27 protein-coding genes are annotated in these 24,844 nt (G+C 72.6%); 13 read left to right on the top strand and 14 right to left on the bottom strand.

Annotated elements, in window-relative coordinates:
• Positions 1-291: 291 nt before the first annotated feature.
• The gene (locus ABZ721_RS36275) at positions 292-1,968 is read left to right on the top strand and encodes a GAF domain-containing sensor histidine kinase (RefSeq protein ID WP_358793071.1); all 1,677 of its coding nucleotides are present in this window, start codon (positions 292-294) and stop codon (positions 1,966-1,968) included.
• 38 nt (positions 1,969-2,006) lie between these two features.
• Here the strand turns inward: ABZ721_RS36275 and ABZ721_RS36270 are convergent, their stop codons facing one another.
• From ABZ721_RS36270 to ABZ721_RS36255, 4 genes are all read right to left on the bottom strand, one after another.
• Positions 2,007-2,465, bottom strand: a complete 459-nt coding sequence (locus ABZ721_RS36270; RefSeq protein ID WP_358793054.1) for a pyridoxamine 5'-phosphate oxidase family protein — start codon at positions 2,463-2,465, stop codon at positions 2,007-2,009.
• Between the two features lie 138 nt (positions 2,466-2,603).
• Positions 2,604-3,512 carry a universal stress protein gene (locus tag ABZ721_RS36265; RefSeq protein WP_358793053.1) on the bottom strand — a complete coding sequence of 303 codons (909 nt, stop codon included), beginning with the start codon at positions 3,510-3,512 and terminating at the stop codon, positions 2,604-2,606.
• A 108-nt stretch (positions 3,513-3,620) separates the two neighbouring features.
• Positions 3,621-4,244 carry a hypothetical protein gene (locus tag ABZ721_RS36260; protein WP_358793052.1) on the bottom strand — a complete coding sequence of 208 codons (624 nt, stop codon included), beginning with the start codon at positions 4,242-4,244 and terminating at the stop codon, positions 3,621-3,623.
• Positions 4,245-4,488: 244 nt separating this feature from the next.
• Positions 4,489-4,656, bottom strand: a complete 168-nt coding sequence (locus tag ABZ721_RS36255) for a hypothetical protein (RefSeq protein ID WP_358793051.1) — start codon at positions 4,654-4,656, stop codon at positions 4,489-4,491.
• Between the two features lie 80 nt (positions 4,657-4,736).
• Here ABZ721_RS36255 and ABZ721_RS36250 point away from each other — a divergent pair, with 80 nt between their 5' ends.
• Positions 4,737-5,348, top strand: coding sequence for a flavin reductase family protein (locus ABZ721_RS36250; protein ID WP_358793050.1), 612 nt, complete (start codon positions 4,737-4,739; stop codon positions 5,346-5,348).
• Positions 5,349-5,467: 119 nt separating this feature from the next.
• A complete protein-coding gene (locus ABZ721_RS36245; RefSeq protein WP_358793049.1) occupies positions 5,468-6,658 on the top strand; it encodes a CapA family protein in 1,191 nt (396 codons plus the stop codon).
• Between the two features lie 13 nt (positions 6,659-6,671).
• On the opposite strand, the gene ABZ721_RS36240 is transcribed toward ABZ721_RS36245, so the two are convergent.
• Positions 6,672-7,454 carry an alpha/beta hydrolase gene (locus ABZ721_RS36240; protein ID WP_358793048.1) on the bottom strand — a complete coding sequence of 261 codons (783 nt, stop codon included), beginning with the start codon at positions 7,452-7,454 and terminating at the stop codon, positions 6,672-6,674.
• A 294-nt stretch (positions 7,455-7,748) separates the two neighbouring features.
• On the opposite strand from ABZ721_RS36240, the gene ABZ721_RS36235 reads away from it, so the two are divergent.
• From ABZ721_RS36235 to ABZ721_RS36225, 3 genes are all read left to right on the top strand, one after another.
• Positions 7,749-8,525, top strand: a complete 777-nt coding sequence (locus ABZ721_RS36235; RefSeq protein WP_358793047.1) for a hypothetical protein — start codon at positions 7,749-7,751, stop codon at positions 8,523-8,525.
• A gap of 69 nt (positions 8,526-8,594) precedes the next feature.
• Positions 8,595-9,215, top strand: coding sequence for a helix-turn-helix domain-containing protein (locus tag ABZ721_RS36230; protein WP_358793046.1), 621 nt, complete (start codon positions 8,595-8,597; stop codon positions 9,213-9,215).
• A 68-nt stretch (positions 9,216-9,283) separates the two neighbouring features.
• Positions 9,284-10,588 carry an MFS transporter gene (locus tag ABZ721_RS36225; protein ID WP_358793070.1) on the top strand — a complete coding sequence of 435 codons (1,305 nt, stop codon included), beginning with the start codon at positions 9,284-9,286 and terminating at the stop codon, positions 10,586-10,588.
• Here ABZ721_RS36225 and ABZ721_RS36220 read toward each other — a convergent pair.
• The gene (locus ABZ721_RS36220; RefSeq protein ID WP_358793069.1) at positions 10,578-11,324 is read right to left on the bottom strand and encodes a hypothetical protein; all 747 of its coding nucleotides are present in this window, start codon (positions 11,322-11,324) and stop codon (positions 10,578-10,580) included. The two genes, ABZ721_RS36225 and ABZ721_RS36220, sit on opposite strands and share 11 nt — an antisense overlap.
• Positions 11,325-11,522: 198 nt before the next feature.
• Entirely contained in the window at positions 11,523-11,681 is a 159-nt protein-coding gene (locus tag ABZ721_RS36215) for a hypothetical protein (protein WP_358793045.1), read from the bottom strand.
• A gap of 318 nt (positions 11,682-11,999) precedes the next feature.
• Here ABZ721_RS36215 and ABZ721_RS36210 point away from each other — a divergent pair, with 318 nt between their 5' ends.
• Both ABZ721_RS36210 and ABZ721_RS36205 read left to right on the top strand, forming a co-directional pair.
• The gene (locus ABZ721_RS36210; RefSeq protein WP_358793044.1) at positions 12,000-12,794 is read left to right on the top strand and encodes a hypothetical protein; all 795 of its coding nucleotides are present in this window, start codon (positions 12,000-12,002) and stop codon (positions 12,792-12,794) included.
• Positions 12,795-13,015: 221 nt separating this feature from the next.
• A complete protein-coding gene (locus ABZ721_RS36205; protein ID WP_358793068.1) occupies positions 13,016-13,801 on the top strand; it encodes a pentapeptide repeat-containing protein in 786 nt (261 codons plus the stop codon).
• Positions 13,802-13,876: 75 nt separating this feature from the next.
• On the opposite strand, the gene ABZ721_RS36200 is transcribed toward ABZ721_RS36205, so the two are convergent.
• The 4 genes from ABZ721_RS36200 to ABZ721_RS36185 form a co-directional block, all read right to left on the bottom strand.
• On the bottom strand, positions 13,877-14,344 hold the full coding sequence (locus tag ABZ721_RS36200; protein WP_358793043.1) for a PPOX class F420-dependent oxidoreductase: 468 nt from the start codon (positions 14,342-14,344) through the stop codon (positions 13,877-13,879).
• Between the two features lie 281 nt (positions 14,345-14,625).
• Positions 14,626-14,784, bottom strand: coding sequence for a hypothetical protein (locus ABZ721_RS36195; RefSeq protein WP_269276199.1), 159 nt, complete (start codon positions 14,782-14,784; stop codon positions 14,626-14,628).
• A gap of 182 nt (positions 14,785-14,966) precedes the next feature.
• Positions 14,967-15,845, bottom strand: a complete 879-nt coding sequence (locus tag ABZ721_RS36190) for an undecaprenyl-diphosphate phosphatase (RefSeq protein WP_358793042.1) — start codon at positions 15,843-15,845, stop codon at positions 14,967-14,969.
• Between the two features lie 55 nt (positions 15,846-15,900).
• On the bottom strand, positions 15,901-16,608 hold the full coding sequence (locus ABZ721_RS36185) for a TVP38/TMEM64 family protein (RefSeq protein WP_358793041.1): 708 nt from the start codon (positions 16,606-16,608) through the stop codon (positions 15,901-15,903).
• 454 nt (positions 16,609-17,062) lie between these two features.
• On the opposite strand from ABZ721_RS36185, the gene ABZ721_RS36180 reads away from it, so the two are divergent.
• Positions 17,063-17,710, top strand: a complete 648-nt coding sequence (locus tag ABZ721_RS36180) for a DUF6082 family protein (RefSeq protein WP_358793040.1) — start codon at positions 17,063-17,065, stop codon at positions 17,708-17,710.
• Between the two features lie 44 nt (positions 17,711-17,754).
• On the opposite strand, the gene ABZ721_RS36175 is transcribed toward ABZ721_RS36180, so the two are convergent.
• Entirely contained in the window at positions 17,755-17,991 is a 237-nt protein-coding gene (locus tag ABZ721_RS36175; protein WP_358793039.1) for a hypothetical protein, read from the bottom strand.
• 438 nt (positions 17,992-18,429) lie between these two features.
• Here ABZ721_RS36175 and tuf point away from each other — a divergent pair, with 438 nt between their 5' ends.
• The 3 genes from tuf (at position 18,430) to ABZ721_RS36160 (ending at position 21,611) form a co-directional block, all read left to right on the top strand.
• Entirely contained in the window at positions 18,430-19,602 is a 1,173-nt protein-coding gene (tuf, locus tag ABZ721_RS36170; RefSeq protein ID WP_358793038.1) for an elongation factor Tu, read from the top strand.
• A 191-nt stretch (positions 19,603-19,793) separates the two neighbouring features.
• The gene (locus ABZ721_RS36165) at positions 19,794-20,636 is read left to right on the top strand and encodes a patatin-like phospholipase family protein (RefSeq protein ID WP_358793037.1); all 843 of its coding nucleotides are present in this window, start codon (positions 19,794-19,796) and stop codon (positions 20,634-20,636) included.
• Positions 20,637-20,762: 126 nt separating this feature from the next.
• Positions 20,763-21,611 (top strand): fused MFS/spermidine synthase, encoded by an 849-nt coding sequence (locus tag ABZ721_RS36160; RefSeq protein ID WP_358793036.1) that lies wholly within the window; start codon positions 20,763-20,765, stop codon positions 21,609-21,611.
• Here ABZ721_RS36160 and ABZ721_RS36155 read toward each other — a convergent pair.
• Together ABZ721_RS36155 and ABZ721_RS36150 are read right to left on the bottom strand one after the other, a co-directional pair.
• Positions 21,551-22,960: an MFS transporter gene (locus tag ABZ721_RS36155; RefSeq protein ID WP_358793035.1), complete on the bottom strand. Its 1,410-nt coding sequence runs from the start codon at positions 22,958-22,960 to the stop codon at positions 21,551-21,553. The two genes, ABZ721_RS36160 and ABZ721_RS36155, sit on opposite strands and share 61 nt — an antisense overlap.
• A gap of 77 nt (positions 22,961-23,037) precedes the next feature.
• The gene (locus ABZ721_RS36150; protein WP_358793034.1) at positions 23,038-24,105 is read right to left on the bottom strand and encodes a hypothetical protein; all 1,068 of its coding nucleotides are present in this window, start codon (positions 24,103-24,105) and stop codon (positions 23,038-23,040) included.
• A 125-nt stretch (positions 24,106-24,230) separates the two neighbouring features.
• Here ABZ721_RS36150 and ABZ721_RS36145 point away from each other — a divergent pair, with 125 nt between their 5' ends.
• Positions 24,231-24,683, top strand: a complete 453-nt coding sequence (locus tag ABZ721_RS36145; protein WP_358793033.1) for a DUF4442 domain-containing protein — start codon at positions 24,231-24,233, stop codon at positions 24,681-24,683.
• Positions 24,684-24,844: the final 161 nt, after the last annotated feature.

The raw sequence follows: 24,844 nt of genomic DNA, 5'->3' as shown, positions 1-24,844 counted from the left end.
CCGACGGACAGGTCCCGGACCGCGTTCACCCGCCAGTGTGCCGCCGGCCGTGCGGCGGTGCCAGGGCCGGGTGGCCCTGATACCGATGGCGGCGCCGCCACCGCACACTTCCAGGGCCCCCGACCCCGCGTCCAGCAGGGGGCCGGCACATCCGGCCGGCGCCCGCGGGGGCCGTGCAGGCCCTGGGGAGTACGGTGGCAGAGCTGGAAAGGCAGGTGTCCGGCCTGTCGCCACGCACCTGGAGGCATATAGGTGGCTGACGCCGACGAGGGTCTCGCTCAATCCCCGCAGATGCGGATCGACGAACTCCTGGAGGAGCTGCAGTCCCGGCTGGACGTGGCACGCGGCACCCGGGACCAAGTGCGCAGCCTGCTGGAAGCGGTCCTCTCCGTCGGGCGCGAGCTGGATCTGGAGCAGGTGCTGCGCAACATCGTCGAGGCGGCCGCCGTGCTGGTGAAGGCCGAATACGCGGCGCTGGGGGTGATCGGTCCCGACGGCGAGCGGCTGGCCGAGTTCCTGACCGTCGGATTCACGCCCGAGCAGACCTCCGCGATCGGTGTGCAGCCCTCGGGCCACGGCATCCTGGGCCTGCTGATCCGTGAGCCGCACCCCCTGCGGCTGCCGCGCATCGCGGAGCACCCCGCGTCGCAGGGTTTTCCGCCGAACCATCCGCCGATGGACTCCTTCCTCGGCGTGCCGATCCGGGTGCGCGACCTCGTCTTCGGCAACCTGTACCTGACGGAGAAGCGCGGCGGCGGGCAGTTCGACGCGGAGGACGAGTCCGTCCTGGCCACGCTCGCGGTGGCCGCCGGTGTGGCGATCGACAACGCCCGGCTGTACGAGGAGTCCCGGCGGCGTGAGCGGTGGCTGCAGGCCACCGCGGAGGTCACCCGCACGCTCATGGCCGGCAGCCCGCGCAGCGCGGTCATCAGCCTCATCGCCGGACGCGCCCGTGAGATCACCGGTGCGGAGGTGGCCGTCGTCGCGCTCCCGGCCCCGGATCCGCGGATGCTGCGCATCGAGCTGGCCATCGGACGGGACGCGGCCGCGATCCGCGGTCTGACGATGCCGATCGAGGGGACGCTGGTGGGCGCGGCCTACACGGCAGGGAAGTCCCTGACCAGCGCGGACATCAACGTTGACGAGCGCACGACGGCCAAGGTGCCCCGCATCGCGGGGCTGGGGGCCGCCGTGGCGGTTCCCATCGGGATCGGGGACGGGCTGCGCGGAGTGCTGCTGCTGGCCCGCCGGTCCGGAGGGACAGCGTTCCTCGAGGACGAGATCGAGCCGCTGCAGGGGTTCGCCGGACAGGCGGCGGTCGCGATGGAGCTGGCCGAGCGCCGTACCGGCGCCGAGCAGATCGCACTGCTGGAGGACCGCGACCGGATCGCCCGCGACCTGCACGACCTTGCGATCCAGCGCCTGTTCGCCACCGGGATGACGTTGCAGAGCGCGGGCCGGTTCATCGAGCACCCCGAGGCCTCGGAACGGGTCCGGCGCGCCGTCGACGACCTGGACGAGACCATCAAGATCATCCGGTCGACCATCTTCGGCCTGCGGTCCCGCGAGACCGGTGCCGAACACACCTTGCGGGCCCGCGCGGTGCGGGGTGCCTCCGACGCCATCGCCGTCCTCGGCTTCACGCCCAGCGTGCGCCTGGAGGGGCTGCTGGACACCCAGGTGCCGCGGAACGTCGCCGACCAGGTGCTGGCGGTGCTGGCGGAGTCCCTGACCAACGTCGCGAAGCACGCGCACGCCACCCGGGTTCAGGTGGCCCTGGAGACCGACGGCCGGCAGGTCGTCCTCACGATCACCGACAACGGCGTCGGCCTGCCGGCGGAACGCAGCGGCAGCGGCCTGCCGAACCTGCGGGAGCGCGCCCTGCAACTGGGCGGCGGGATGGAGTTGGCCCGCCCTCCGGGCGGCGGGACCACTCTCGTCTGGCACGCACCGATACCGAGGGGGTAGCCGGCCCCGGTCGGATGGTCCCTCCGTCGCGGCCGCCGTTACGGCATGTCGGCGGGCGACACGTGCACCTGCTCCGACGGAACGTATCCGTTGCGGTCCACGACGCGCCCCGCGACGAGTTCGGGACCGATGCGGATGAAGACGCCGTCATCGGTCTCCAGCCAGGGCCGCGGCCCGTTCGACCGCAACCTCTCCTGCTGGACCGGGTTCGTGACCACGGACGCCCGGCCGGTGACCACGACGCTCCAGCCGGTGTGGCCGGCCTCGTCGAAGTGGTCCGCTTCGAAGGCGACCACCGCCCCCTGCACCGCACGCGCCATGTGCGAGGCAGCCGACGCCTGGAAGAGCACGGCGCCGTCCGCGTCCAGATGGAAGTGCACCGGCAGGATGGAGGGCAGGGCGTCCTCGGTGTAGATGACCCGCCCGAGCGTCGCCAGCGACAGCAGCCGCAGGCACTCCTGGCGATCCAGCTCCCGGAATCCGTTGTGTCGGTGCATCGTTCGTTCCTCAATACCGCCCATAAGTCATGGCCGGCCTCTCCGGCCGCGTGCGGTGGTAGGTGCGTTGCAGGGCTGTGAGCGCGAGCCGATCCCAGGCCGATCCCCGGCACGGGAATCGTCGCCCGGCGGATGCGCTCAGTCGTGCGGGACGACGGCGACGGGGGCGACGGCGTGGTGCAGTACCGCGTGGGTGACGGAGCCGATGTGGCCGCCGAGCGGTGAGGTGCGGGTGCGGCGGCCGACGACGAGCAGGTCCGTGCCGCGGGCGGAGTCCACCAGGTGGTGCGCGGCCCGGCCGATCACCGCCTGCGCCGTGACCTCCACGGCGGGGAACTTCTCCCGCCACGGGCGCAGGGCGTCCGCCAGTGCGGTCTTCTTCTGTTCGGCCAGTTCCCCGCCCACGTCCTGGCTCGCGGGGATGTCCTCGGTGCCGAAGGTGTAGTAGGCCGGGAGGTACCAGCCGTGGATGACGCGCAGCACGGCCTGCCGCTCGGCGGCTGCCGCGAACGCGAACGCGATCACCGCGTCGCTCGGCCGGTCCAGATCGAGGCCCAGCACGACATCACGGGGCGACGCTGCGGGCGGGGCCGAGGGCCGGGGCGGTTCACCGGCCGGCCGTGCGGCCCGGACCAGGACCACCGGCCGCGTGGCGCGCCCGACGACCCCCAGTGCGACCGAGCCGACCAGGAAGCTCGCGAAGGCGCTGAGCCCCTGGGACCCGATGACCAGCATCTCCGCGTCGGCGGCGGCCCCGAGGAGCCCGGCCACCGGCTCGTTGGCGATCTGTTCGCCGACGATCCGCAGATCGGGGTGGCGCAGCTGGATCCGCGCTTCGGCGTCGCGGAGCAGGCGGTCCCCCCAGTGCTCCTGCTGGCGGCCGGGGCTGCCCAGCGGGGTGTGGGGAATGGCGGCGTCGGGCTGCCGTGCGGCGGCATGGACGAGGCGGAGGGGCAGGCCGCGGCGTCGCGCTTCGGCGGCTGCCCAGTCCGCTGCGTCCGAGCTCGCGGCGGAGCCGTCCAGGCCGGCGGTGATGGTGGGGAACATGGCGGGGAGTCCTCTGTTCGGAGATGTACGTCCAACCTCCCGGCTTCCGGGCGGCGGAGGTAGGGCCGCAGGGCCCCCGGTGGGGCCGAACGGCCCCACCGGTGAGCGTCAGAGCATCCAGCGGTGGTCGCGGACCACCGGCAGCCGCGCCCAGACCCGTCCCAGGCCCCAGACGGTGCCGGCGGAGACGACGGCGAGTGCGATCATCACGGCCGCGTACAGCACGTGGTAGTCGACGAGCGGGTTGCTGGACATGCTCGGCGAGCCGTCGGACCCGTGCCGCGCGGGCGGCCACTCCGCCATCCACATCAGCGCCATCATGGCCGTGCCCGCGACAGCGGCGAACCGCAGCGCGACACCGGACATCAGGGCCGCCCCGATACTCAGCAGACCGAGCATGAACAGCCAGTCCGCCCAGCCGGCACCCGCCCAGGAGTGGAACGTGGACTGCAGGGGCCCCGCGTCGACCCCGCTGAGGAAGCCCTTCGTCGGCGAGCCGCCGTCGACCCACCCCTTGCCGGAGGCGGTCGCGTAACCCCAGCCGAACGCCTTGTCGAGGAAAGCCCACACGAAGACGAATCCGATCAGGACCCGGACCCCGGCGACGACCCGAGCACCGGTCGACGTGACCGCCAGGGCCTGCGAGGCGCCGGACACCGCGGCGGGGCCGGCCCGGTGGCGTGAGGGCAGGTGGAATCCGGCGCGCTGCTGCGGGTGCTCGTGGACTGCCATGGTGATGGCCATCCCTTCCGGGACTGGGGAGGAGTGACGCGGTCACCGCGCCGGGTCCCAATGTGCCGTCACCCGGACCAGGACCGTAGGGGCCCGCGGTCCCGACGACCGGGCCGAACGTCCCTACTTGCGCGCGACGCGGCGGGCGGTGTCCTCGCCGGAAGGCACCGACGGCGGAGCCTGATTGGTCTTCTCGGGAACGTCGCACCGCAGTCGACCGGATCGGAAGCGGACGATTCGCGCGCTACTGCGGGCTGACGCGGTGCGGGTGGGCCGAGTCGGCGGGGCAGGTGAAGATCCGCAGTGATCCCCAGCGCTCCACCGAGATCTGGGTGGGGATGTTGGCATCGAACTCGTCGACGACGGGCCGGTCCTCGATGGGGACCCAGCTGCGGCTGCCCCCGTCCAGCAACCCACCTTGAACGTCGCCGCAGGTCAGGGCATTCGGTGCGCCTCCGGGCCCGGTGTCCGGCACCGGACATACTGGCTGGCATGCGTATTGACTTTGATCCTGCGGATGTTGATCGGGCAGCTTTCTACAAGCTGCTGACCTCGGTGGTGGTGCCTCGGCCCATTGCCTGGGTGTCGACCGTCGCTGCGGACGGGACGGAGAATCTCGCGCCGCACAGCTTCTTCACCGTGTCCTGTGTCAGTCCGCCGGTGGTGCAGTTCACCTCGGTCGGGCGGAAGGACTCGTTGCGGAACGTGGAGGCGACGGGGGAGTTCGTGGTGAACTTCGCGCCGGAGCACCTGTTCGAGCAGATCAATGCGACGGCTACGGACTTTCCGGCCGGGGTGAGTGAGTTCGAGGCGGTGGGGATCGCCCGGGAGCCGAGTCTGCGGGTGAAGCCGCCGCGGGTGGCGGCGTCGCCGGTGGCGTTGGAGTGCGTGATGCACAGCACGCTGCGGATGGGGGATTCGACCGTGGTGTTCGGGCGGGTCGTGCACGCCGCGGTGTCCGAGGCGGTGCTGATCGACGGGCATCCTGAGGTGCGGAAGCTGCGGCCGTTGACGCGGTTGGGGAAGGACGAGTGGGGTGCGCTCGGGGAGGTGCTGGAGCTCTCGCGGATCCGGTACGCGGACTGGCCCGGCGCCGGCGGTTAGCCCGGATGGGCTGACGGCGCCCGCTCGCAGGGGTGACGGGGGCGGCCGGGGCCGGATGTCCGGTGGTCCTGGTAGTGGTATCGGCTGATAGTCGGATTTCCCGACCATGGAGCGCGCCGATGTCGAACCGCACCCGCCACCGAGCGCCGGCCGCAGCCGTCGCCCTGCTCGGAACCGTTGTTCTCACTGCCTGCGGCGGCGGTGCCGTCGCCGGGTCGCAGTCCGGACCCGCGTCGAGTCCGTCGGCCGGCGCCGTGCGGCAGCCGGCGGGGTTCACGCTCGTCGCCTCCGGGGACGTCCTGCCGCACGCCGCGATCATCCGGCAGGCCCAGGCGGACGCCGGAGGGACCGGGTACGACTTCCACAAGATGCTCGCGGGCGTCCAGCCGGTCGTCTCCACGGCGGATCTGTCGATCTGTCATATGGAGACGGTGTACGGCGGGAGGGGCGGCCCCTTCACCGGCTATCCGACGTTCAAGTCGCCGCCGCAGGTCGCCCAGGCGCTCAAGGACACCGGCTACGACACGTGTTCCACCGCCTCCAACCACACGCTCGACGACGGTGCCGACGGGATCCGGCACACGCTCGACGCCATGGACGCGGCCGGGGTCCGGCACGCCGGCTCGGCGCGCTCCGCCGCCGAGGCGCGCACGCCGACGCTGCTCAAGGCGGGCAGCGCCACCGTCGCGCAGCTCGCCTACTCCTACGACACCAACGGGTTCCCGCTGCCCGACGGACAGCCGTGGGCCGTCAACCTCATCGACCCGGAGCGGATCATCGCCGACGCCCGGGCCGCCAGGAAGGCCGGGGCGGACGTGGTGGTGGTCAGCCTGCACTGGGGGACCGAGTGGCAGGACGCCCCGGACGAGACGCAGCTGACCCTCGGCAAGCAGCTGACCGCCGCGCGGACCGGCGGGCGGCCGGACATCGATCTGATCCTCGGCACCCACGCCCACATCCCCCAGGCGTACGAGAAGGTCAACGGCACCTGGGTCGTCTACGGGATGGGCGACCAGGTCGCCGGGGAGATGTTCAACTACGACAACGAGCAGGACGCGCGCGGCAACATGGGGTCCATCGCCCGCTTCACGTTCGCCCCGCCCGCGACCGCCGGGCAGCGGTGGGAGGTGCGCAAGGCCGAGTTCGTTCCGCAGCTGATGGACCTCGGAGCGCCCTTCCGCGTCGTGGTCCTCAACGACGCCCTGCGGAAGAACCCCGGCCGGGCCGACTACGTCAGGGCCCGCGACCACATCCGCCGCATGGTCCTCAGCCGGGGCGCCGGGGCCGCGGGGCTCACGATGGTGCCGTGATCGCGGCGGCGGGTCAGTTGCCGGGGATTCCCGCCGCGCGGGCGATGACCCGGGCGGTGTGCGTTCCGGCGTCGACGGCGTGCTGTGCCGTACTGGGCAGGCAGCGCTGACGTGCCGGGTCGTACGCGGTCATGATGACGCCGGCGTGGTCGGTGGCGAGCTCGTCCAGGTGGACCGGCCAGCCGCGCTCCGCCAGGGCGTCCCGCAGCTCGCGTGACTGCTCGATGCCCACCGTCGGATCGTCGGTGCCGTGCACCAGATGGACGGGGATCGGCGGCACCGGGTCCGGGGCCGGGGCAGCGGACCGGGAAGCGACCTCGATCGGGACGGTGCCGGTGGTCGGCGCCGGCAACCGGTAGCCGCCGGCGATGCCCACGACGGCCGGCGGCCGCCAGCCGTCGAGCGCGGCGGGGTCGAGGGCGACGCCCAGCACCGCGTTGGCGCCCAGCGACCACCCCGCCAGCACCATCCGCTCGGGATCCCCGCCGAAGCGCGCCGCGTTCTCGCGGGCGAACGCCACCGACTCGGCCAGCTGCGTCCGGCCGCCGTCCGGGGCGTCGGGGCGCCAGTCCGGTACGAGGACGAGGACGCCGAGTCGCGCGGCGCCGCGGGCGAGCGGCGCGAGCACGTCCCGTTCCGCGCCGCCGCGGCCATGCCAGAGCAGGACCACGGGGGCGGGTGCGGGCGAGGACGGGGGGCGATGGACGTCCATGTGCTGGCGGTCGGCACCGTAGGTGAGGTCCGTTGCCGTCTCGATGTCCGTCGTCGCCATCGTCAGCTGCCCCTCGGTCGTCACCGCATGATCGTTTATGCCGCCCCACCGTACCCGGAACCTCCGTACCCGGAACCTCCGTCACCCCACTCACGTCGAAGCGGTACGCCGCCGGGGCGTGTCCAGGGAGGAACCGTCATGCGCAGCCGTGCCGCTCTCGCCAGATCCGTCGCCGTCCTGTTAGGTGTGTCGCTCGCCGTCGCGGGGTGCGGCACCGAGGGGGTACGGACCGCGCACGACACATCCCCCGGCAAGGAGTCCCCGGTGGCCGAGGGGGCCGGGAGCCCGGAGGGGGCGGCTGCCCGGAGGGCGGCTGAGGTGGCCAAGACGTGGAAGGGCTCGGCGGCGGAACGCGCGTGGCGCAACGGGTACCGGCCGCTCGACCAGGGAGTGTGGCTTCCGCCGGACGCGTTCCACAGCGGCGGGGACAAGGTCGCGTTCATGAGCGGTCACCTCGACCTCGCCACGCGACTCCCGGCGCCCGCCCCGGACGGTCAGCGGACGGCGGTGAGGTGGCCGGACGGATCGAAGGTCGCGTTGCCGCTGCTGAGCGCTCGTCAGGTGTTCGACGGGCTGGTGCGGGGCGAAGCCGGCTGCGAGGGCCCCGACTGTGACCGTCGGCTGCGGGTGACCGGGGCCAAGGCCGCCACCCATACGCTGATGACGAGCCGTGGCCGCGCCACCGTCCCCGTCTGGGAGTTCACGATCGAGGGCTACGCGCAGCCGTTCGTCTACGCGGCCGTGGCGTCCGGCAAACCGCCGGAGGGGTCGCAGGCGGACCGGCCCGCGCCCGAGATCAAGGGGTTGGCCGCCGGTGTGAGCTGGAACGGAATCTCCTCCGACGGCCTCGTCCTCAAGACCCGGGTGGCGCACGGGACGTGCGTCGACGTGCTGCCCGGCCGGGTCTACGAGACGGGGAACGCCGTCGTCCTCGTCGGTCGGGTGGGGCCCTGGAAGGTGCCGGGGGGAGGCGCGTGCGACGCGGCCCTGCGGATGACGCCCGCGCAGTTCCGGCTGTCGCACCCGCTGGGCGACCGGACCGTGCTCGACGCCACGACGGGGGACCCGCTCGCCCTGCAGGCGCTCGATCGATAGGCCATGGAGCAGAGAGTTCTCTGCAGATATTCCTTTGCAGAGAAGTCTCTGCGGTCTAGAGTGGCCGACATGGCCGATGACTCCGCACGTCCCACGCCCCCGCCGCAGCCCGATCCGGCGAAAGCCGTCCGGCACATCGACGCCCGCAGCCTGCGCGGGCTGGCGCACCCGCTGCGCATGCGGATGCTCGAACTGCTGAAGCTGGACGGGCCCGCCACCTCCACCCGCCTCGCCGAGCGGCTGGGCGAGAACACCGGCACCGTCAGCTGGCACCTGCGCCAGCTCGCCGAGCACGGTTTCATCGAGGAGGTCGTCGGGCGGGGCAGCAAGCGCGAGCGCTGGTGGCAGGCGGTCAACGAGCGGCGCACGCTCAACAGCACGGAGTTCCGCTACGACCCCGACACCCGGGGCGCGCTCTCCGTCTACATGCACGAGGTGGTGCAGCAGACGTTCTCCCGGGTCGCCGACTACCTCGCCGACGACTGGGAGGGCCCGTGGGAGGGCGTCGGTACCCTCTCCGACCGGACCGACCTGCGGATGACGCCCGCGCAACTGGAGGCGCTGAGCGCGGAGTTGCTGGCGGTCATCGACCGGCACGCCCCGGACCCCGACGCGGAGCCCGGCGAGGACGCGCTGCCCGTCATCATCCAGTTGCAGTCGTTCCCCCGTAAGGAACGGGGTGACTCGTGAACGCGGACGCGGAGACGGACACGGACCCGGCCACGGACGCCGGTCCGGATCGAGCCGCGGGAGAGCGGGTGTTGCGCGGTGACGAGATACCCGCCGGCAACGAGCGCGGCGGCCTGCTGCGCCGCCACCGTGACTTCCGGCTGCTGTGGTGCGGCGAGACGGCGGGCAAGTTCGGCGCCTCCGTCACCGGGGTGACGATGCCGCTGGCCGCCGTCACCGCGCTGCACGCCTCCACCTTCCAGGTCGGCCTGCTGACGGCCGCCACATGGCTGCCGTGGCTGGTCATCGGCCTCCCGGTCGGCGTCTGGGTGGACCGGATGCGCCGCCGCCCGATCATGCTGATCGCGGCGGCCGTCTCCCTGCTGCTCTACGTCAGCGTCCCGGTCGCCGTCTGGTGCGGCGTGCTGAGCGTCGGCCTGCTGCTCGCCGTCGCCCTGCTGACGGGGACGGCGATGGTCTTCTTCCAGACCGCGTACACGGCTTACCTCCCCAGCATCCTCGCCCCGGCCGACCAGCCCGAGGGCAACGCCAAGCTGCACGGCAGCGCGTCGGCGGCGCAGATCGTCGGGCTCGGATCCGGCGGGCTGATCGCCCAGGTGGCGGGCGCGGTCAACGGGATGTTCGCCAACGCCGGAACGTTCCTCGTCTCGTTGCTCTGCCTGTCGGGCATCCGGCACCGCGAACCCATCGTCGCCAGGGCCGAACGCCCGCCGCGTGCCCTGGTCAAGGAGGTCGGGGAAGGGCTCCGGCTGGCCACCCGCGACCCCTGGATCCGTACCCTGACGCTCTTCGGCGCGACGTCCAACCTCGCGCTGATGGGGTTCCAGTCGATCCTGGTCGTCTTCCTGGTGCGGGAGATCGGCGTGGGCTCCGGAACGGTCGGCGCGCTGATCGCGGCCGCCGGCAGCGGCGGGGTCGCCGGGGCGTTCGCCGCCCGGCGCGTCGCCGCCCGGGTCGGGACGGCGCGCGCCACGCTCCTGTTCGAGCTGGGCTTCGCGCTGTTCGCCCTGCTCATCCCGCTCACCGTCGGCGGCGCGGGAGTGCTGCTCTACGTGGCGGGCGGGTTCTGCGTCTCCGCCGGGGTGGTGGCGGGCAATGTCCTCAAGGCGAGTTTCCAGCAGAGCTACTGCCCGCCGGAACTGCTCGGCCGGCTCTCCGCCAGCACCTCGTTCATCAACTTCGGCACGATCCCGCTGGGCGCGCTGCTCGGGGGCACGCTGGGTACCGTGCTCGGTCTGCGCGCCGCCATGTGGATCACGACGGCCGGGGTGCCGCTCGCCGGTCTGATCCTGCTCTTCTCGCCGCTGCGCCGGGCCCGCGATCTGCCGACGTCCCCGGCGCCCGCGAACGGCCCCGGGCCGGTCAGTAGGTGAGGACCGCCCACACCAGCGCGCCGACGACGGCCGCCGCGTAGCCGCCGGACGCCGCGAGCACCGTCCGGTAGCGCGCGTGCGGGCTCCAGGACGTGAGCGTCAACAGCCGTGCCAGCACGGGCAGCACCAGGATGGCGTGCAGGCTGACGCCGTGCAGGGGCTTGACGGAGGCGGTGCTGCGGTAGCCGGCGGCCTGGTGGCCGGTGCGGGTCAGGACGACGCCGCGCGCGATCATCGCGGCGCCGGAGAGGAGTCCGACGAGCAGGATGGCGAAACCCGTCCGCAGCGCGAGCGGCATACCCGTCGGACCGGCCGGCCGTCGGGTGAAGGAGATGACGGCCAGCGCGGAGAGGATCACCACGAGCAGCGCGCCGCCGACGGCGAGCGACATGGACACCGCGGTGTTGACGGGCGACTCCATGTTGAAGTGCGACGGCACCCGGCGCCACGCCTGGAGCGTGATGCCGCCGACCTCCAGGACGCAGTCGGCCGCGAACAGGACGAGCAGCACGGCGCGGAGGCGCGCGCCCATGCGCAGGTACGACGTCACCCACGCGACCGCGATCAGCGTCAGGCCGAAGGAGAGCCCGAACGTGAACGGCTTGCGCCACGAGACCGGCCCCTCCCACGGGCCCCCGTCGACGAAGAACACCCCCAGATGCACCAGGCCGGAGACGACGAGCGCGGCGCCGGTCGCGTAGCAGAGCCGTTCGCTGCCTCGCGCGGCACGCCACATCTCACTCCGCCGTGCCGCGAGGGGCGCTTCCGTAGGTTCCATGCCCCAAGAGTCGTCAGCGGGCGGCCGGGTGTCGTCGTCCGGCCGAAGGCACCCGGTCTACGCCCGGGGGAGTACCGGGCGGAGCCGGGGCACGTTCGCGGTCTGCGGATACTCGATGACGGGTCGCATGCGGAAAGCATTGGCCCTGGGTCAGGGTTATGCGGCGCTCGCGCGTTCCGCGCGGCGCGCCGTCAGATAGGCGTCCCGGAGTTGGGCGAGTTCCTTGAGTTCTGCGGGTGTCCAGGATCGGTTGCCGTGCGCCTGAACATAGGCGCGCAGTCGATCATTCGCATGGGTCGAGAGGCTGCCGCGCATGCGATAAGACTATGGGCCCCGTGCTCCGATCGGAATCCAACGGTCAGGAACGGCATATGCGATCTCGGGACGGCCCTGGTATTCCCGCTCTACGCTCCGCGGTCCGCTCTTCGCCCTCCTGTTCGCGATTACGATGTGCCGCCACCTGGGCAGGATCACGGAGGGATCGTCCCGATGCGGCGTGATCGAGGACGTTCGAATTCCCGTGGGCGGGGGGCCGGACTCAAGAGTTCGAATAGTCGGCCCTCGCGAGTACGTATGTTCGGCGTGTAGTTCGTTCGTAGGAGCACGATGGCAACAGCGCAGTGGAATCAGTTGATGGATCACGTCATGGCGGTCCCGGAGCGGGCCTACGAGGGATGGAACAGCCGCGACGGCTGGGACAACCACACGGAATTCGGCCGGGAGTTCGGTGAGGACGGCTACTCGTGGTGCGTCATGTGGGAATGGGACATGTACCACGACATGGGGTTCGATTCGATCGTGCCCAAGGTCGACAATGTCTCGGCCTTCACCGCCTGGGCGCGGCAGCGCGGGCAGTGGAGCGAGTACCCGAGCATCGGCGCCTGGGTGAACCTCGGCAACGGCGCCCACACCGAGATGGTGACCGGCTTCGACGCCGTCAACATCCGTACCAAGGGCGGTAACTCGATCAAGGCGGGTGCGTCCGACAACGGTCAGGGCAACGGTGTCTGGTCGCACACCACCGCGCGCCGCTCGTCCCGCGTCGTCGGCTACTTCGCCCCGCGCTTCCCGGACGGCGTGTGCCCGCCCACCGCCGATCCAGCGGACCACCGTGGCGGCCGGGCCGTCGCCTCGTACCACTGCGCTCCGCAGTCGGCACCGGGCGCGCCCCCGTTCCCCGGGCGGCAGTACTTCGTCCTGGGCGCGACCAGCGACCACGCCCTGCACCTGCAGACGTGGCTGCAGCGCGGGGCCTGGGGGCCGCCGTACAAGGTCGGGCCCAGCCGGACCATGTCGCAGCTGGACCTGATCAAGGTCAAGGCGCTGCAGCAGCACTACCTCTCCGTGCTCGGCCCGGCCGACGGCCGCACCGGCCCCAGAACGTGGCAGTACGCGTACGAGGTCGCCTACGGCCTCCGGGCGAAGTGATCCGTGCGACGTGACCGGGTGGAATGGCCGCTCGGCTGCTGTTCGATAGAGTGCGAGGTGAGAGTGCCGGACCCGGCCTGCGGCGATGAGCCGGCGGGAGGGGTGGCACGGTTGCTGCGTACAGGAGACCGAGCACGTTGTCCGAGAACCGCGCACGTACGCCGGGCGCACAGCATGCGGGGCCCGTACAGCACGCGGGGCCCGCGCCGGAGCCCAGTGCCCTGCGGGCGGACTGCGGCAACTGCTTCGCGCTGTGCTGCGTCGTGCCGGCGTTCTCCGCCTCGGTCGACTTCGCGATCGACAAGAGCGCGGGTCAGGCCTGCCCCAACCTGCAGCAGGACTCCCGCTGCGGCATCCACACCCGCCTGCGGGACAAGGGCTTCCGCGGCTGCACCGTCTACGACTGCTTCGGCGCCGGGCAGCAGGTCTCGCAGGTCACCTTCGGCGGCCAGGACTGGCGGCAGGCACCGCGCACGGCGCAGCAGATGTTCCGGGTCTTCCCCGTCATGCGGGACCTGCACGAGCTGCTGTGGTACCTGACCGAGGCGCTGACGCTGCGGCCGGCCCGCTCCCTGCACGCCGAGCTCGACGCCGCGCTGCGCGAGACCGAGCGCCTCACCTGGTACAACCCCGAGCTCCTCATGGAGCTGGACGTGCCGGCCCACCGGCGCGACGTCAACGCCCTGCTGCTGCGTGCCAGTGAACTCGTCCGGGCCGGGGTCGGGGGCAGGAAGAAGGACCGCAGGGGAGCCGATCTCATCGGCGCCAAGCTGAAGGGCGCCGACCTGCGGGGGGCCAACCTGCGTGGGGCGTACCTCATCGGTGCGGAGCTGGCGGGCGCCGACCTGCGGATGGCCGACGTGATCGGCGCCGACTTCCGGGACGCCGACCTGCGCGGTGCCGACCTCACCGGGGCCGTGTTCCTCATCCAGTCGCAACTGGACGCGGCGCGCGGGGATGCCGCGACGAAGCTGCCGCCCGCGCTGCGTCACCCCGAGCGCTGGTAGACCCGGCGGGACCTGTGCGCCCGACAGGTCCCGCCGGTCCCCCCGGTCCCGCAGTTCGTGCAGGTCCCGCTCGCGCTAGCCGGTGACGTCGAGAGCGGTGCCGTAGAGCCGGTTGACCTTCAACCGGATGACCAGCCGCTGTTCCGCGACGAGTTGCGCCAGAAAGGGCTCGTCGTCCGCCAGGCGGGCCGAGGCCGGCAGCATGGAGAGCAGCTCGCGCCCGACGGCGTCGCCCGCCACGGTCGTGATCTCCGAGACCTCGGCGTCGCCCTCCGCGACGGCGAACGACCAGTGGTCCTCGCTGGAGACGTGCAGCGCGGCCCTCGGGTCGTTCCTGAGCTGGCGCACCTTGACCCGGTCGGCGGTGGTCGAGAAGCGGACGATCCGCGCCTGCGGGTCCCAGTGGTAGAGCATGGTCGTCAGATGCGGGTGCCCGCTGCGCTTGATACTGGCCAGGATCCCGAACTGGTGCGCCGCCAGCAGGGCGGAGAGCTCGTCGTCGGTCAGCACCCGCGGGGCCGGGCCGCTGTTCTCGTCGGTCATGGGATCTCCCCAACTCGTCGCGTACGGAGGCTCGTCGTGGGGAGGCTGTGTGGTCCAGACCTCCCTTGATCAGCTCAACGAGCGGCACGCGTCAAGGATGTGCCGCGGGCGCGGGGACCGTCAAAGCGCGGGGCTGTGAGGCAGCAGCCCCGTAGGCAGCAGTTCCGCACCCGGAGGCCCCGCACACAGAAGCCGCCCGTACCGGCATGCGGTACGGGCGGCGGACGGTCGTCGGGTGCGGGGCGGCCGGTGAACGGCGGGCCCGGCGGGAAGGTCAGCCGCTATGCGGCTTTCCGGTAGTGGGCGCGCTGCGCAGCCAGGAACGCGGACCGCAGGCGCTCGAGCTCGGCGAGCTCGGCCGGGGTCCAGGCACGGGAGCCGTGCGCGTGAAGGTAGGCGCGGAGGGCGTCGTTCGCCTCGGCGACGGGTGTTGCTTGCATACCAAACAGGTTACGGGGCGCCGGAGGGCGGCTACGACCAATGCGGGCAGAACGGCGTGTGCGAAGGGTCACGCTGCGAAAGGGAAGCCGGTCGGCGCGTCGCCTGGCCCTCGGGGGGCCGGGCGACGCGGACCGGCGGGCTCCGGTCGGGCGGCGCGGCACGCACGGCGCTGCTCCCGGCGTTACTCGAAGACGGCCGCCCGGGCGTCCACCACACCGGTCGCCACCAGCGCGAAGAGCACGATGCCGAGGACGACGCGGTAGATGACGAACGGCATGAAGCTCTTGGTGGAGATGTACCGCATGAACCAGGCGATGACGGCGTACCCGACGGCGAACGCGATGACCGTGGCGAGGATCGTCGGCCCCCAGGCGAGATGTGAGTCACCTCCGACGTCCTTGAGCTCGAAGACCCCCGATGCCAGGACCGCGGGGATGGCGAGCAGGAAGGAGTACCGGGCGGCGGCTTCGCGGGTGTAGCCGAGGAAGAGGCCGCCGCTGATGGTGGCGCCGGAGCGGGAGACGCCGGGGACCAGGGCCATCGCCTGGCAGAGGCCGTAGATCAGGCCGTCGCGGGTGGTGAGGTCGTGCAGCGTCTTGCGCGGCGGCGCCGCGCGGTGCCGGCCGCCCTGGTCGGCGCCGCCGCGGGCGGCGAGGCGGTCGGCGGTGCCGAGGACCAGGCCCATGACGATCAGAGTGGTGGCGATCAGGCGCAGGTCGCGGAAGGGGCCGTTGATGGCGTCCTGGAAGAGCAGCCCGAGTACGCCGATGGGGATGCTGCCGACGATCACCAGCCAGCCCATGCGGGCATCGGGCTCGGCGCGCAGCCGCCGGTCGACCAGCGAGCGGGCCCAGGTGGAGATGATCCGGCCGATGTCCTTGCGGAAGTAGAGGATGACCGCGGTCTCGGTGCCGATCTGGGTGATCGCGGTGAAGGCGGCGCCGGGGTCGTGCCAGCCCGCGAAGGCCGCGGTCAGGCGCAGGTGCGCGCTGGAGGAGATGGGGAGGAACTCGGTCAGCCCCTGGACGAGGCCGAGAATGATGGATTCGAACCAGCTCATGAGCGGTGGCACAGGTCCTTGTGATCGTCGGGCGGTGGAAGGCGGCGTGCGAACGTCAGCCGGACGACCTGGAGTTCCGGGAGCGGCGGGCGCGGGCGGCGACCAGGGTGGCGACCACGCCGGTCAGCGCGATGAACCCCATGGCCAGCAGGAAGGCCGGTGAGGTCGGCGACGACGCGCGGCTGCCCGCTATGACGTAGGCGGCCGTGTTGGGGATGCTGCCGAGCGCGGTGGCCAGCAGGAACGGGCCCAGGCGCATGTGCGAGACGGCCGCGGAGTAGTTGGCGGCGGCGAACGGGACGCCGGGGAAGAGCCGGATCGCGAGCATGCTGCGGAAGCCGTGCCGGCTCAACTGCCGGTCCACCGAAGTGATCAGACGCCCGCGCAGCAGGGGTCGGAGCGCGTCGCGGCCCAGGAGGCGGCCCACGCAGAACGACAGCCCGGCGCCCAGCACGGTGCCGGCCAGCGAGGAGACCAGCCCGCCCTGAGTCCCGAACAGGGCGCCCGCCGCCACGTTGAGCAGCGGGCGGGGCACGAACGCGAACGCGCACACCCCGTACGCGGCCCCGAAGAGCGCCACCGCGGCGGCGCCCGACAACTGGGGCCAGCCGTCCATGATCAGGTGCTGCGGCTGCCAGAGCAGGACGGCCGTGGCGGCGCCGACGAGCAGCGCGACCAGCAGGGCCAGCCGCGCCCACGGCGATCGCAGCGCACGGGCGCACCGTACGGCGGGGCCGTCGGGCGTGGGGAGGCGGTCGAGCATCAAAGGAGCCTAACCGAGACCGTCGAACAACCGGAGCGGGCGGGCGCCCGTCCCCGCTCCGCCGCCGGCACCGCGCGGCCCGCGACGCGGGGACCACGGGTGCCCCGGTCGTCGGGCGAGCGGCCGGTCCTGCAAAGCGGGGGCGCACGGCGGTCGCACGGGGGCGTGGCGCGGATCGGGGCTACCGGCCGGTACGGCCCGTGCGACCGCGTACTCGGCTCTGGCGCGACGCGGCCGGAACGCAGGCGACGCACCATGGCGCAGGAGCACCAGGGACCGCACCGGTTCCCGTGCCGCGGTGCCGGCGCGGAGGTTCTGGAGCGCCGGCGTCCGTATCCCTTTCCCGTTCGCGGCAACCGGCCGACGGATACTGATCGCAGGGAATTCGCCTTGGGTCGGCATTCCGGGGGGTGAGAAATCGGTGAACACCCGCGCCAAGCAGGTTTCTCTTGCCATGGTCGCAACAGTGGTGGCCTGTTGCTCGTGCGTCGCGCTCAGCCTGCTGCTCGTTCACATTCCATGGCTGCAGAGCGAGAACAGCAGCAACGCGGGTCAGGCGCTCGGTGCCGCCTCGGCGGTGAGTTCGACCGCGGTGCTCGTCTACATGGCCGGGGCCATCCGCGTGCAGCACCGCGAGGTGGAGCTGCACCGGGAGGCGCTGCGCACCCAGCAGGACGCCCTGCAGGAGCAGTGCCAGGTCAGCGGGCGGGCCAACGGTGAACTCCACCGCACGTCGGAGGCGCTGATGCGGGGCCTGCACATGTCGCTGCACCGGATGGCGATGGACGATCCCGACCTGGCGGTCACCTGGCCGTCCTACAGCGCCGACGGATCGGATCTGCGGAACAAGCAGTACCTGTACATGAACCAGGTGCTCTCCCTGCACCTGTTGGCCTACGAGACCGGCTACACCACGGCGCAGATCGAGGGATCCTTCCAGCACCTGTTCGCCAGCCGGCTCTGGCGCGAGTTCTGGGAGAGCCTGCGCGTCTCGCGGGCCCAGGAGATTCCGCCGGGCACGGCCGAGGCGGAATTCTCCGAGATAGTCGAGCGCGCGTACGTGGCGGCCCTCACCACGATTCCGCTGCGGAGGAACGGATAGGGCCGGGGGCGAGCGTCCGCCCGCCCCCGGCCCGCGTCCGCCCGCTATTCCTCGGGAATGTCCCGCCGGGCCCTGACGAGCACGTCGCGCGGAATCACCACGACGTGCTCCTGGGGTCCCACGCCCGCGTCGGCCGGCAGCAGACCGCGGAGCCGCTCGGTCATCGCCTCCCCGATGACGGCGAAATCACCCGTGCTCAGCTCGAAGACATCCGGGCAGTTGGTCTCGTTCAGGCATCCCCGAACCTGTGGCGAATCGCCCAGGCGCCGCACAACATTCACTGCGTGACCACTCCGACTAAATAGATAGGGGCATGACATGTCACTGCTGGTGCGCCGTGCCGCGCTCCTGGAGCCCGGCACGAATTGGTGAAAGCTACCGCATGATTACCGTGCGTGGCCGAGCGTTGGCGAGAACGACGCGCCCTGTAGGCGAAGCCGCAGCCCCGTGGACGAAAACCGTTCGACGTCCGGGTGACCCGTGGCGGATCATCGGCTCCATGAACCGGTACGCCTTCGCAGCTACGTCCGCAGTCGCGGACGCGCTGGAGGCTGCCCTCGCTTCGTTCCTCGACGGCGCCCGACGCTGACCCTCCCCGGACATTCCGGCGGACCCCGCAGGGGGAGGGTCGGTCCGGCCCAGGGGGTCCCCGTGTTCCCGTGCGCGAGCACCACACCGTGGTGCGTCGCGCGGAATTCCGAGGAAGAAGCGAACCACCCATGTCCAAGACGGCATACGTGCGCACCAAGCCGCACCTCAACATCGGCACGATGGGCCACGTCGACCACGGCAAGACGACGCTGACCGCCGCGATCACCAAGGTGCTCGCGGAGCGCGGGACCGGCACCTTCGTGCCGTTCGACCGGATCGACCGGGCGCCGGAGGAGGCCGCCCGCGGGATCACGATCACCATCTCGCACGTCGAGTACGAGACCGCCACCCGCCACTACGCGCACGTCGACATGCCCGGGCACGCCGACTACGTGAAGAACATGATCACCGGCGCCGCCCAGCTCGACGGGGCGATCCTGGTCGTCTCGGCGCTCGACGGCGTGATGCCGCAGACCGCCGAGCACGTGCTGCTCGCCCGCCAGGTGGGCGTCGAGCACATCGTCGTGGCCCTCAACAAGGCCGACGCCGGGGACCCCGAGCTGACCGACCTGGTCGAGCTGGAGGTGCGCGAGCTGCTCAGCGCGCACGGGTACCCGGGGGAGTCCGCCGCGGTGGTGCGGGTGTCGGGGCTGCGGGCGCTGGAGGGCGACCCGCGCTGGACGGCGGCGGTCGGCGAGCTGCTCGACGCCGTCGACACCCGGGTGCCGATGCCGGTGCGCTACACCGACGCGCCGTTCCTGCTGTCGGTGGAGAACGTGCTGACCATCACCGGTCGCGGCACCGTCGTCACGGGCGCCGTCGAGCGCGGCACCGTGCGGGTCGGCGACCGGGTCGAGGTCCTCGGCGCGGACACCGCCTCGGTGGTGACCGGACTGGAGACCTTCGGCAAGCCGATGGAGTCCGCGCAGGCGGGCGACAACGTCGCGCTGCTGCTGCGCGGGGTGCAGCGGGACACCGTGCGGCGCGGGCACATCGTGGCGGCGCCGGGCAGCGTGACGCAGAGCACCCGGTTCACCGCGCGGGTGTACGTGGTGCCGGCCGCCGAGGGCGGCCGCCGCACCCCGGTCGCCACCGGCTACCGGCCGCAGTTCTACATCCGCACCGCGGACGTGGTCGGGGACGTCGACCTCGGCGCGGCCGGGGTGGCGCTGCCGGGTGACACCGCCGAGATGACGGTGGAGCTGGGCAGGCCCGTACCGCTCGAGGTCGGGCTCGGCTTCGCGATCCGCGAGGGCGGCCGGACGGTCGGCGCGGGGACCGTCACCGCCGTCGCCGGCTGACCGGCTTCGGCTGACCGGCTCCGGCTGCCGGTGACGGTCGGCGGTCCGTCCGGATCCGTGTCCTCCGCGCCATCGGGTGCGGGGGGCACGGCCCGTCGTCTGTTCGTCGCGCGGCGCACACGGCACACTGCTGGTCAACTGTTCCCAGGAGCCGCCCCGGCCGCGGCCCCCGTGGCGAGAGGATCCTGGGCATGAAGGGCACAGCGCTGGTACTGGGCGGCGGCGGACTGACCGGCATCGGATGGGAGATCGGCATGATCGCCGGTCTCGCGGAGGCCGGGGTGGACCTCGGCACGGCCGATCTGGTCGTCGGCACCTCGGCGGGCTCCATCGTCGGGGCGCAGCTGACCTCCGGCCGGCTGGGCGTCGAGGAGCTGTACGAGCGCCAGCTCGTCGACCCGAGCGGGGAGGCCGTCGCCCGCATCAGCGGCCGGCTCATCTCCCGGTACGTCTGGGCCGCGGCCCGCTCGCAGGACACGCAGGCCTACCTGATGCGCATGGGCCACATCGCGCGGACCGCGCGCACCGCCCCCGAGGCGGAGCGGCGCGCGGCCATCGCCGGGCGGCTGGTCTCGCACGACTGGCCGGACCGGCGGCTGCTGGTCACGGCGGTGGACGCGGAGAACGGCGAGTTCACCGTCTTCGACAGCGACGCGGGCATCGGGGTCGTCGACGCGGTGAGCGCCAGCTGCGCCGTACCCGGCGTCTGGCCGCCGATCACCGCCGCAGGGCGGCGCTGGATCGACGGGGGCGTGCGGTCCAGCGCCAACGCCGATCTCGCGGAGGGCTACGAGCGGGTGGTGGTCCTCGCGCCGATCGCCCGCGGCGGCGGCCCGGTCCCGGCGCCCCGGACGCAGGTCGCGGCGCTGGCGGCGGCGGGCGCGCAGGTGGTGCTGATCACCCCGAACCGGGCGTCGCGGACCGCGTTCGGGCGCAACGTGCTCGATCCCTCCCGGCGGGCCGGCGCCGCACGGGCCGGCCGCGCGCAGAGCGCGGTGCACGCCGAACAGGTCCGCAACGTCTGGTCCGGCTGATCCGTTCGGCCGGCCTGTCCCTCGTCCGACCCGTCCGACCCGTCCGACCCGTCCGTCCGGCCGCTTCGCACGCCCGTCCGGTTCGCGGCGGTGCCTGTGCGGCGTCCGGCTTGGGACAATGGCACCGTGGATCCAGAACCGATACCGGTGACCCGTGCCGTCGACTTCGGCACCGCCAAGCTGCTGCCCGACGTGGACCGGGCGCGGGCCTGGCTGCTCACCGTGGACGGCGCCCCCCAGTCCTACGTGGACCTCGACGACCCCGCCCACATGGAGTTCGAGTACGTGCGGCGGCTGGACCACGCCGTGGAGGCGGTTTTCGACGAGGGCCGTCCGCTGGACGTGGTGCATCTCGGCGGGGGTGCGCTGACCCTGCCGCGCCGGCTGTCGGTGACCCGGCCCGGGTCGCGGCAGGACGTGGTGGAGGCCGACCGGGGGCTGGTGGCGCTGGTCGCCGAGCGCCTGCCGGTGGACGATCCGGCGGTCGTGGTGCACACCGACGACGCGCGCGGCTGGCTGGAGCGGGCGGCGCCGGACAGCGCCGACGTCCTGGTCGCGGACGTGTTCGGCGGCTCGCGGGTGCCGGCCCATCTGACGACGGTGGAGTTCCTGCGCTCGGCCGCGTCCGTGGTGCGGTCGAAGGGCGGTCTGTATCTGGCCAATCTCGCCGACGCCGCGCCGTTCGCGTTCCTCGGCTCGCAGATCGCCACCGCCCGCGAGGTCTTCGAGCACCTGTGCGTGATCGCGGAGCCGGGGATGCTGCGCGGCCGGCGCTTCGGCAACGCCGTGCTGCTCGGTTCGCACGACCCGCTGCCGCTGGACCGGCTCGCCCGGCTGACGGCGGCCGACGCGTTCCCCGCCCGGGTCGTCGACGGGGACGCCCTCGCGCGCCTCGCGGCCGGGGCGTCGCCGGTCTACGACGCCACGGCGGTGCCGTCACCGGAGCCGCCGGACGGTGCCTTCACCGTCGGCTGAGCCGGCTGGGACAGCCCGGCGGCGGTGACAGCGCCGGGCAGCGGCGACGCTCCCGGGATCGGCGCGGCGCCGGGGACGGCCGCCGCCGACTCCACGACCGCGGAGGTCTCGCGGCGCGTCAGTCCGCGGACCTCGGGCACCAGCAGCACGGCGCCGGTGAGCAGCACGACGAGCCCGGAACAGCCCCACAGGGCGGTGGACCGGCCGAGCGTGTTCATGGCGGGGCCCGCGAGCGCCGTGGCGACCGGCACCATGGCCACCGAGCCGAACCAGTCGTACGAGGAGACCCGCGACAGCTTGTCGCCGGGGATCTCCTGGTGCAGGGCGAGCATCCAGCCGACCCCGAAGACCTCCACCGCCACACCGGTCGCGAACATCAGCGCCGCCAGCGCGGCCGCGGGCACCACCAGGGCCAGGGCGGCGGGCGGCAGTGCCATCGCGAAGACGCAGAGCGTGCCGGCCAGCAGCATGCGGCGCGGCTTCCAGCGCATCATCAGCACGCCGCCGCCCACCGTGCCCGCGCCGAACGCCGCCAGCGCCAGCCCCCAGGGACCGGCGCCGCCGAGGCGGTCCTCCGAGACCAGCGGCCCGTAGACCGCCTCGGAGGCGGTGAAGACCGCGTTGACGACGGCGAACTGCACGACGATGCCCCACAGCCAGCGGCGCGAGACGAACTCGCGCCAGCCCTCGCGCAGGTCGCGCAGCATGCCGCCGCCGGGCTCGGAGCGCAGGTTCCGGGTGCCGGTGAGGAACGCGCGCAGCACCGCCGCGACCGCGAACGCGGCCGCGTCGACGGCGAGGACCCAGCCGGGGCCGATGGCGGCGACCAGGGCGCCGCCCAGCGCCGCGCCGCCGATGTTCGCCCCGTTCATGCCCACCCGGAAGACCGAGAAGGCCTTGTTGGCGTGGGCCGGGTCGACGGTCGCCAGCAGCATCCCCTCGGAGGCGGGGGAGAAGAACGCGTGCGCGGTGCCGCCGACCGCGGTGAGCGCGGCCATCTGCCACAGCTGCGCGTGCCCGGAGATCACCAGGGTGGCGAAGACCGCCTGCGAGGCGCAGTTGAGCACGTTGGCCGCGACCATCACCTGGTTGCGGGGCAGCCGGTCGGCGAGCGCTCCGCCGATGAGCAGGAAGACCACCAGCGGCAGCGTGCGGGAGGCGGCGACCAGGCCGACGTCGGTGGCGCTGCCGCCGGACTCGATGACCGCGAAGGCCGCCGCGATGAGGGCCCCGGAGTTGCCGAGGCTGGTGATGACCGACGCCGCGGTGAGCAGCTGGAAGTTGCGTCCGGCCCAGGAGGGCAGCCGGGGCCGGCGGCCGGGGGAGCGGGGTGCGGCGGCAGAGGTCACCTGGCGACTATCGCGGCCCGTCCGCCGCGGTGCCACCGGATTTCGGCGGTGGGCCCGTGCGGCCCACCGCCGTCGGCTCAACTCTTCTTCTTCAGCTCGCGGATGCTGCCCATGATGGTGGTGATGGTCGCGTCCGGCACGCCGTCGGTGACGCCCGCACCGCGGTCGGCGTAGAGCACCCACACGGTCAGGGCCTTGGTGGAGTCCACCCAGGCGACCGTGTAGACGACGCCGTCGGAGGAGCACTTGTCCTTCTTGGGCACGTTCTTGGCGGTCGCGGAGGAGGCGAAGCCGGTGATGCCGTGCGTGTTGCTGAACGGCTTGGCGGGGGTCTTGGCGACGGTGACCTTGCCGTCCTCCTGGTACCCCCAGTACGCCCAGGACTCGGCCTGGACCTCAGCGGCCTCCTGGACGCTCTTGGCGCCGTTGGCGCCCTTGGTCCCCACCGCGGCACGGTCGCTCGTACCGCACCAGTTCTCCTTGTAGAACGCGGGCGCGCCCATGGTGACGGCGGGCTTGCCCTTGTCCTCGAAGCCGATGAGGGTGCCCTCGCTGGCCAGTGTCCAGTTGGCGGGCACGTCGAAGGCGACGTTGCGCTCGGTGCGCCGGACGACCTGCCAGCCCGGGACGACCGGCTTGACCTCGAAGTCGGCCGGGTTGCCGCGCGAGTCGTCGCCGGTCCCGCCGGCGGCGGCCGCCGCGCTGTTCGAGGGGGTGGGAGTGGGCGTCGGCGTGGCGCTCTGCGAGACCGTCGGGCTCTTGGTCGGCTCGGCGGCCTTGTCGTCCTTGTCGTCGCCCATCAGGTACACGCCACCGACGACCACGGCCGCGATCACCGCCACGGCGGCGACGATGGACACGATCACCGTCGTGTTCCTGCGGTTGCCGGGCGGCGGGCCGCCGGGGCCGGGGCCGCCGGGCATGGTGGGCGGACCCCACTGCGGAGGCTGGCCGGGCGGCGGCGCGGGCTGCTGGTACTGCGGCTGCTGCGGCGCCTGCTGCGGATAGCCGTAGCCGGGGGTCTGGTACGGGGACGGCGTCTGGTAGGGCGACGGCGCCTGGTACGGCGGTTGCTGGTTCGGGTCCTGCGGGTACTGGCCCTGAGGGTGCTGCTGTCCCCCGGGCTGCTGCTCTCCTGGCCACATGGCCAGAAACACTAGGGGGTGGGGGCGCGCGGTTCCACGCCGCCCCTCGTTACTGGTCGGTAGTTCGCGCTGGGCGCCGTACGAACACCCTGGGCGGAGTGGCTACTCACTGGTAACATCCAGGCATGTCCGAGACCCTGCCTTCGACCGGCGAACTGCTTGCGGCCACTGTGCCCATGGTCCGCACCCTGAACCTGCAGTTCGGGGAGACCAGCGCGGAGCGTGCCGTCGTCACGCTCCCCGACCAGCCCGACTTCCACAACCACGTCGGCGGCCCGCACGCCGGCGCCATGTTCACCCTGGCCGAGTCCGCCAGCGGCGCGATCGTGCTGAGCGCCTTCGGCGACCAGCTCTCCCGCGCCGTGCCGCTCGCGGTGCGCGCGGAGATCGGCTACGCGAAGCTCGCGATGGGCGCGGTCACGGCCACCGCCGAGCTCGGCCGCCCCGCCGCGGAGGTCGTCGCCGAACTCGACGCCGGCGAGCGCCCCGAGTTCCCCGTCCGCGTCACGATCCGCCGCGAGGACGGCGCGGTCACCGGCGAGATGAGCATCATCTGGACGCTGCGCCTCAACCGCTGACCACTGACCGCCGTCGGGCCTCGGTCGCGCGGGCGGCGACACCCCGCACCCCCTCCGGGCGCGGCCGTCCTCTCCGGCAACGGCGCCGGCAACAACTGATCCCACCCCGCTCGAAAGCTCTGGCCGCCGGTTTCCACCGGCGGCCAGAGCCGTTTTCGGAG

Origin of the sequence: Streptomyces sp. NPDC006733, from assembly GCF_040636125.1 — a bacterium.
Lineage (GTDB): Bacteria > Actinomycetota > Actinomycetes > Streptomycetales > Streptomycetaceae > Actinacidiphila.
The sequence above is the reverse complement of the archived record's forward strand: the minus strand, read 5'-3'. Positions and strand labels throughout refer to the sequence as shown.

What these genes read in the sequence shown, in the direction of transcription:
- ABZ721_RS36275 (WP_358793071.1), top strand. Translation starts at nt 292, where the DNA reads ATGCGGATCGACGAACTCCTGGAGGAGCTGCAGTCCCGGCTGGACGTG.
- ABZ721_RS36190 (WP_358793042.1), bottom strand. Translation starts at nt 15,845, where the DNA reads ATGAGCTGGTTCGAATCCATCATTCTCGGCCTCGTCCAGGGGCTGACC.
- ABZ721_RS36145 (WP_358793033.1), top strand. Translation starts at nt 24,231, where the DNA reads ATGTCCGAGACCCTGCCTTCGACCGGCGAACTGCTTGCGGCCACTGTG.
- ABZ721_RS36165 (WP_358793037.1), top strand. Translation starts at nt 19,794, where the DNA reads ATGAAGGGCACAGCGCTGGTACTGGGCGGCGGCGGACTGACCGGCATC.
- ABZ721_RS36215 (WP_358793045.1), bottom strand. Translation starts at nt 11,681, where the DNA reads ATGCGCGGCAGCCTCTCGACCCATGCGAATGATCGACTGCGCGCCTAT.
- ABZ721_RS36230 (WP_358793046.1), top strand. Translation starts at nt 8,595, where the DNA reads ATGGCCGATGACTCCGCACGTCCCACGCCCCCGCCGCAGCCCGATCCG.
- ABZ721_RS36265 (WP_358793053.1), bottom strand. Translation starts at nt 3,512, where the DNA reads ATGTTCCCCACCATCACCGCCGGCCTGGACGGCTCCGCCGCGAGCTCG.
- ABZ721_RS36245 (WP_358793049.1), top strand. Translation starts at nt 5,468, where the DNA reads ATGTCGAACCGCACCCGCCACCGAGCGCCGGCCGCAGCCGTCGCCCTG.
- ABZ721_RS36210 (WP_358793044.1), top strand. Translation starts at nt 12,000, where the DNA reads ATGGATCACGTCATGGCGGTCCCGGAGCGGGCCTACGAGGGATGGAAC.
- ABZ721_RS36150 (WP_358793034.1), bottom strand. Translation starts at nt 24,105, where the DNA reads ATGTGGCCAGGAGAGCAGCAGCCCGGGGGACAGCAGCACCCTCAGGGC.
- ABZ721_RS36270 (WP_358793054.1), bottom strand. Translation starts at nt 2,465, where the DNA reads ATGCACCGACACAACGGATTCCGGGAGCTGGATCGCCAGGAGTGCCTG.
- ABZ721_RS36185 (WP_358793041.1), bottom strand. Translation starts at nt 16,608, where the DNA reads ATGCTCGACCGCCTCCCCACGCCCGACGGCCCCGCCGTACGGTGCGCC.
- ABZ721_RS36180 (WP_358793040.1), top strand. Translation starts at nt 17,063, where the DNA reads ATGGTCGCAACAGTGGTGGCCTGTTGCTCGTGCGTCGCGCTCAGCCTG.
- ABZ721_RS36200 (WP_358793043.1), bottom strand. Translation starts at nt 14,344, where the DNA reads ATGACCGACGAGAACAGCGGCCCGGCCCCGCGGGTGCTGACCGACGAC.
- ABZ721_RS36195 (WP_269276199.1), bottom strand. Translation starts at nt 14,784, where the DNA reads ATGCAAGCAACACCCGTCGCCGAGGCGAACGACGCCCTCCGCGCCTAC.
- ABZ721_RS36260 (WP_358793052.1), bottom strand. Translation starts at nt 4,244, where the DNA reads ATGGCAGTCCACGAGCACCCGCAGCAGCGCGCCGGATTCCACCTGCCC.
- tuf (WP_358793038.1), top strand. Translation starts at nt 18,430, where the DNA reads ATGTCCAAGACGGCATACGTGCGCACCAAGCCGCACCTCAACATCGGC.
- ABZ721_RS36220 (WP_358793069.1), bottom strand. Translation starts at nt 11,324, where the DNA reads ATGTGGCGTGCCGCGCGAGGCAGCGAACGGCTCTGCTACGCGACCGGC.
- ABZ721_RS36250 (WP_358793050.1), top strand. Translation starts at nt 4,737, where the DNA reads ATGCGTATTGACTTTGATCCTGCGGATGTTGATCGGGCAGCTTTCTAC.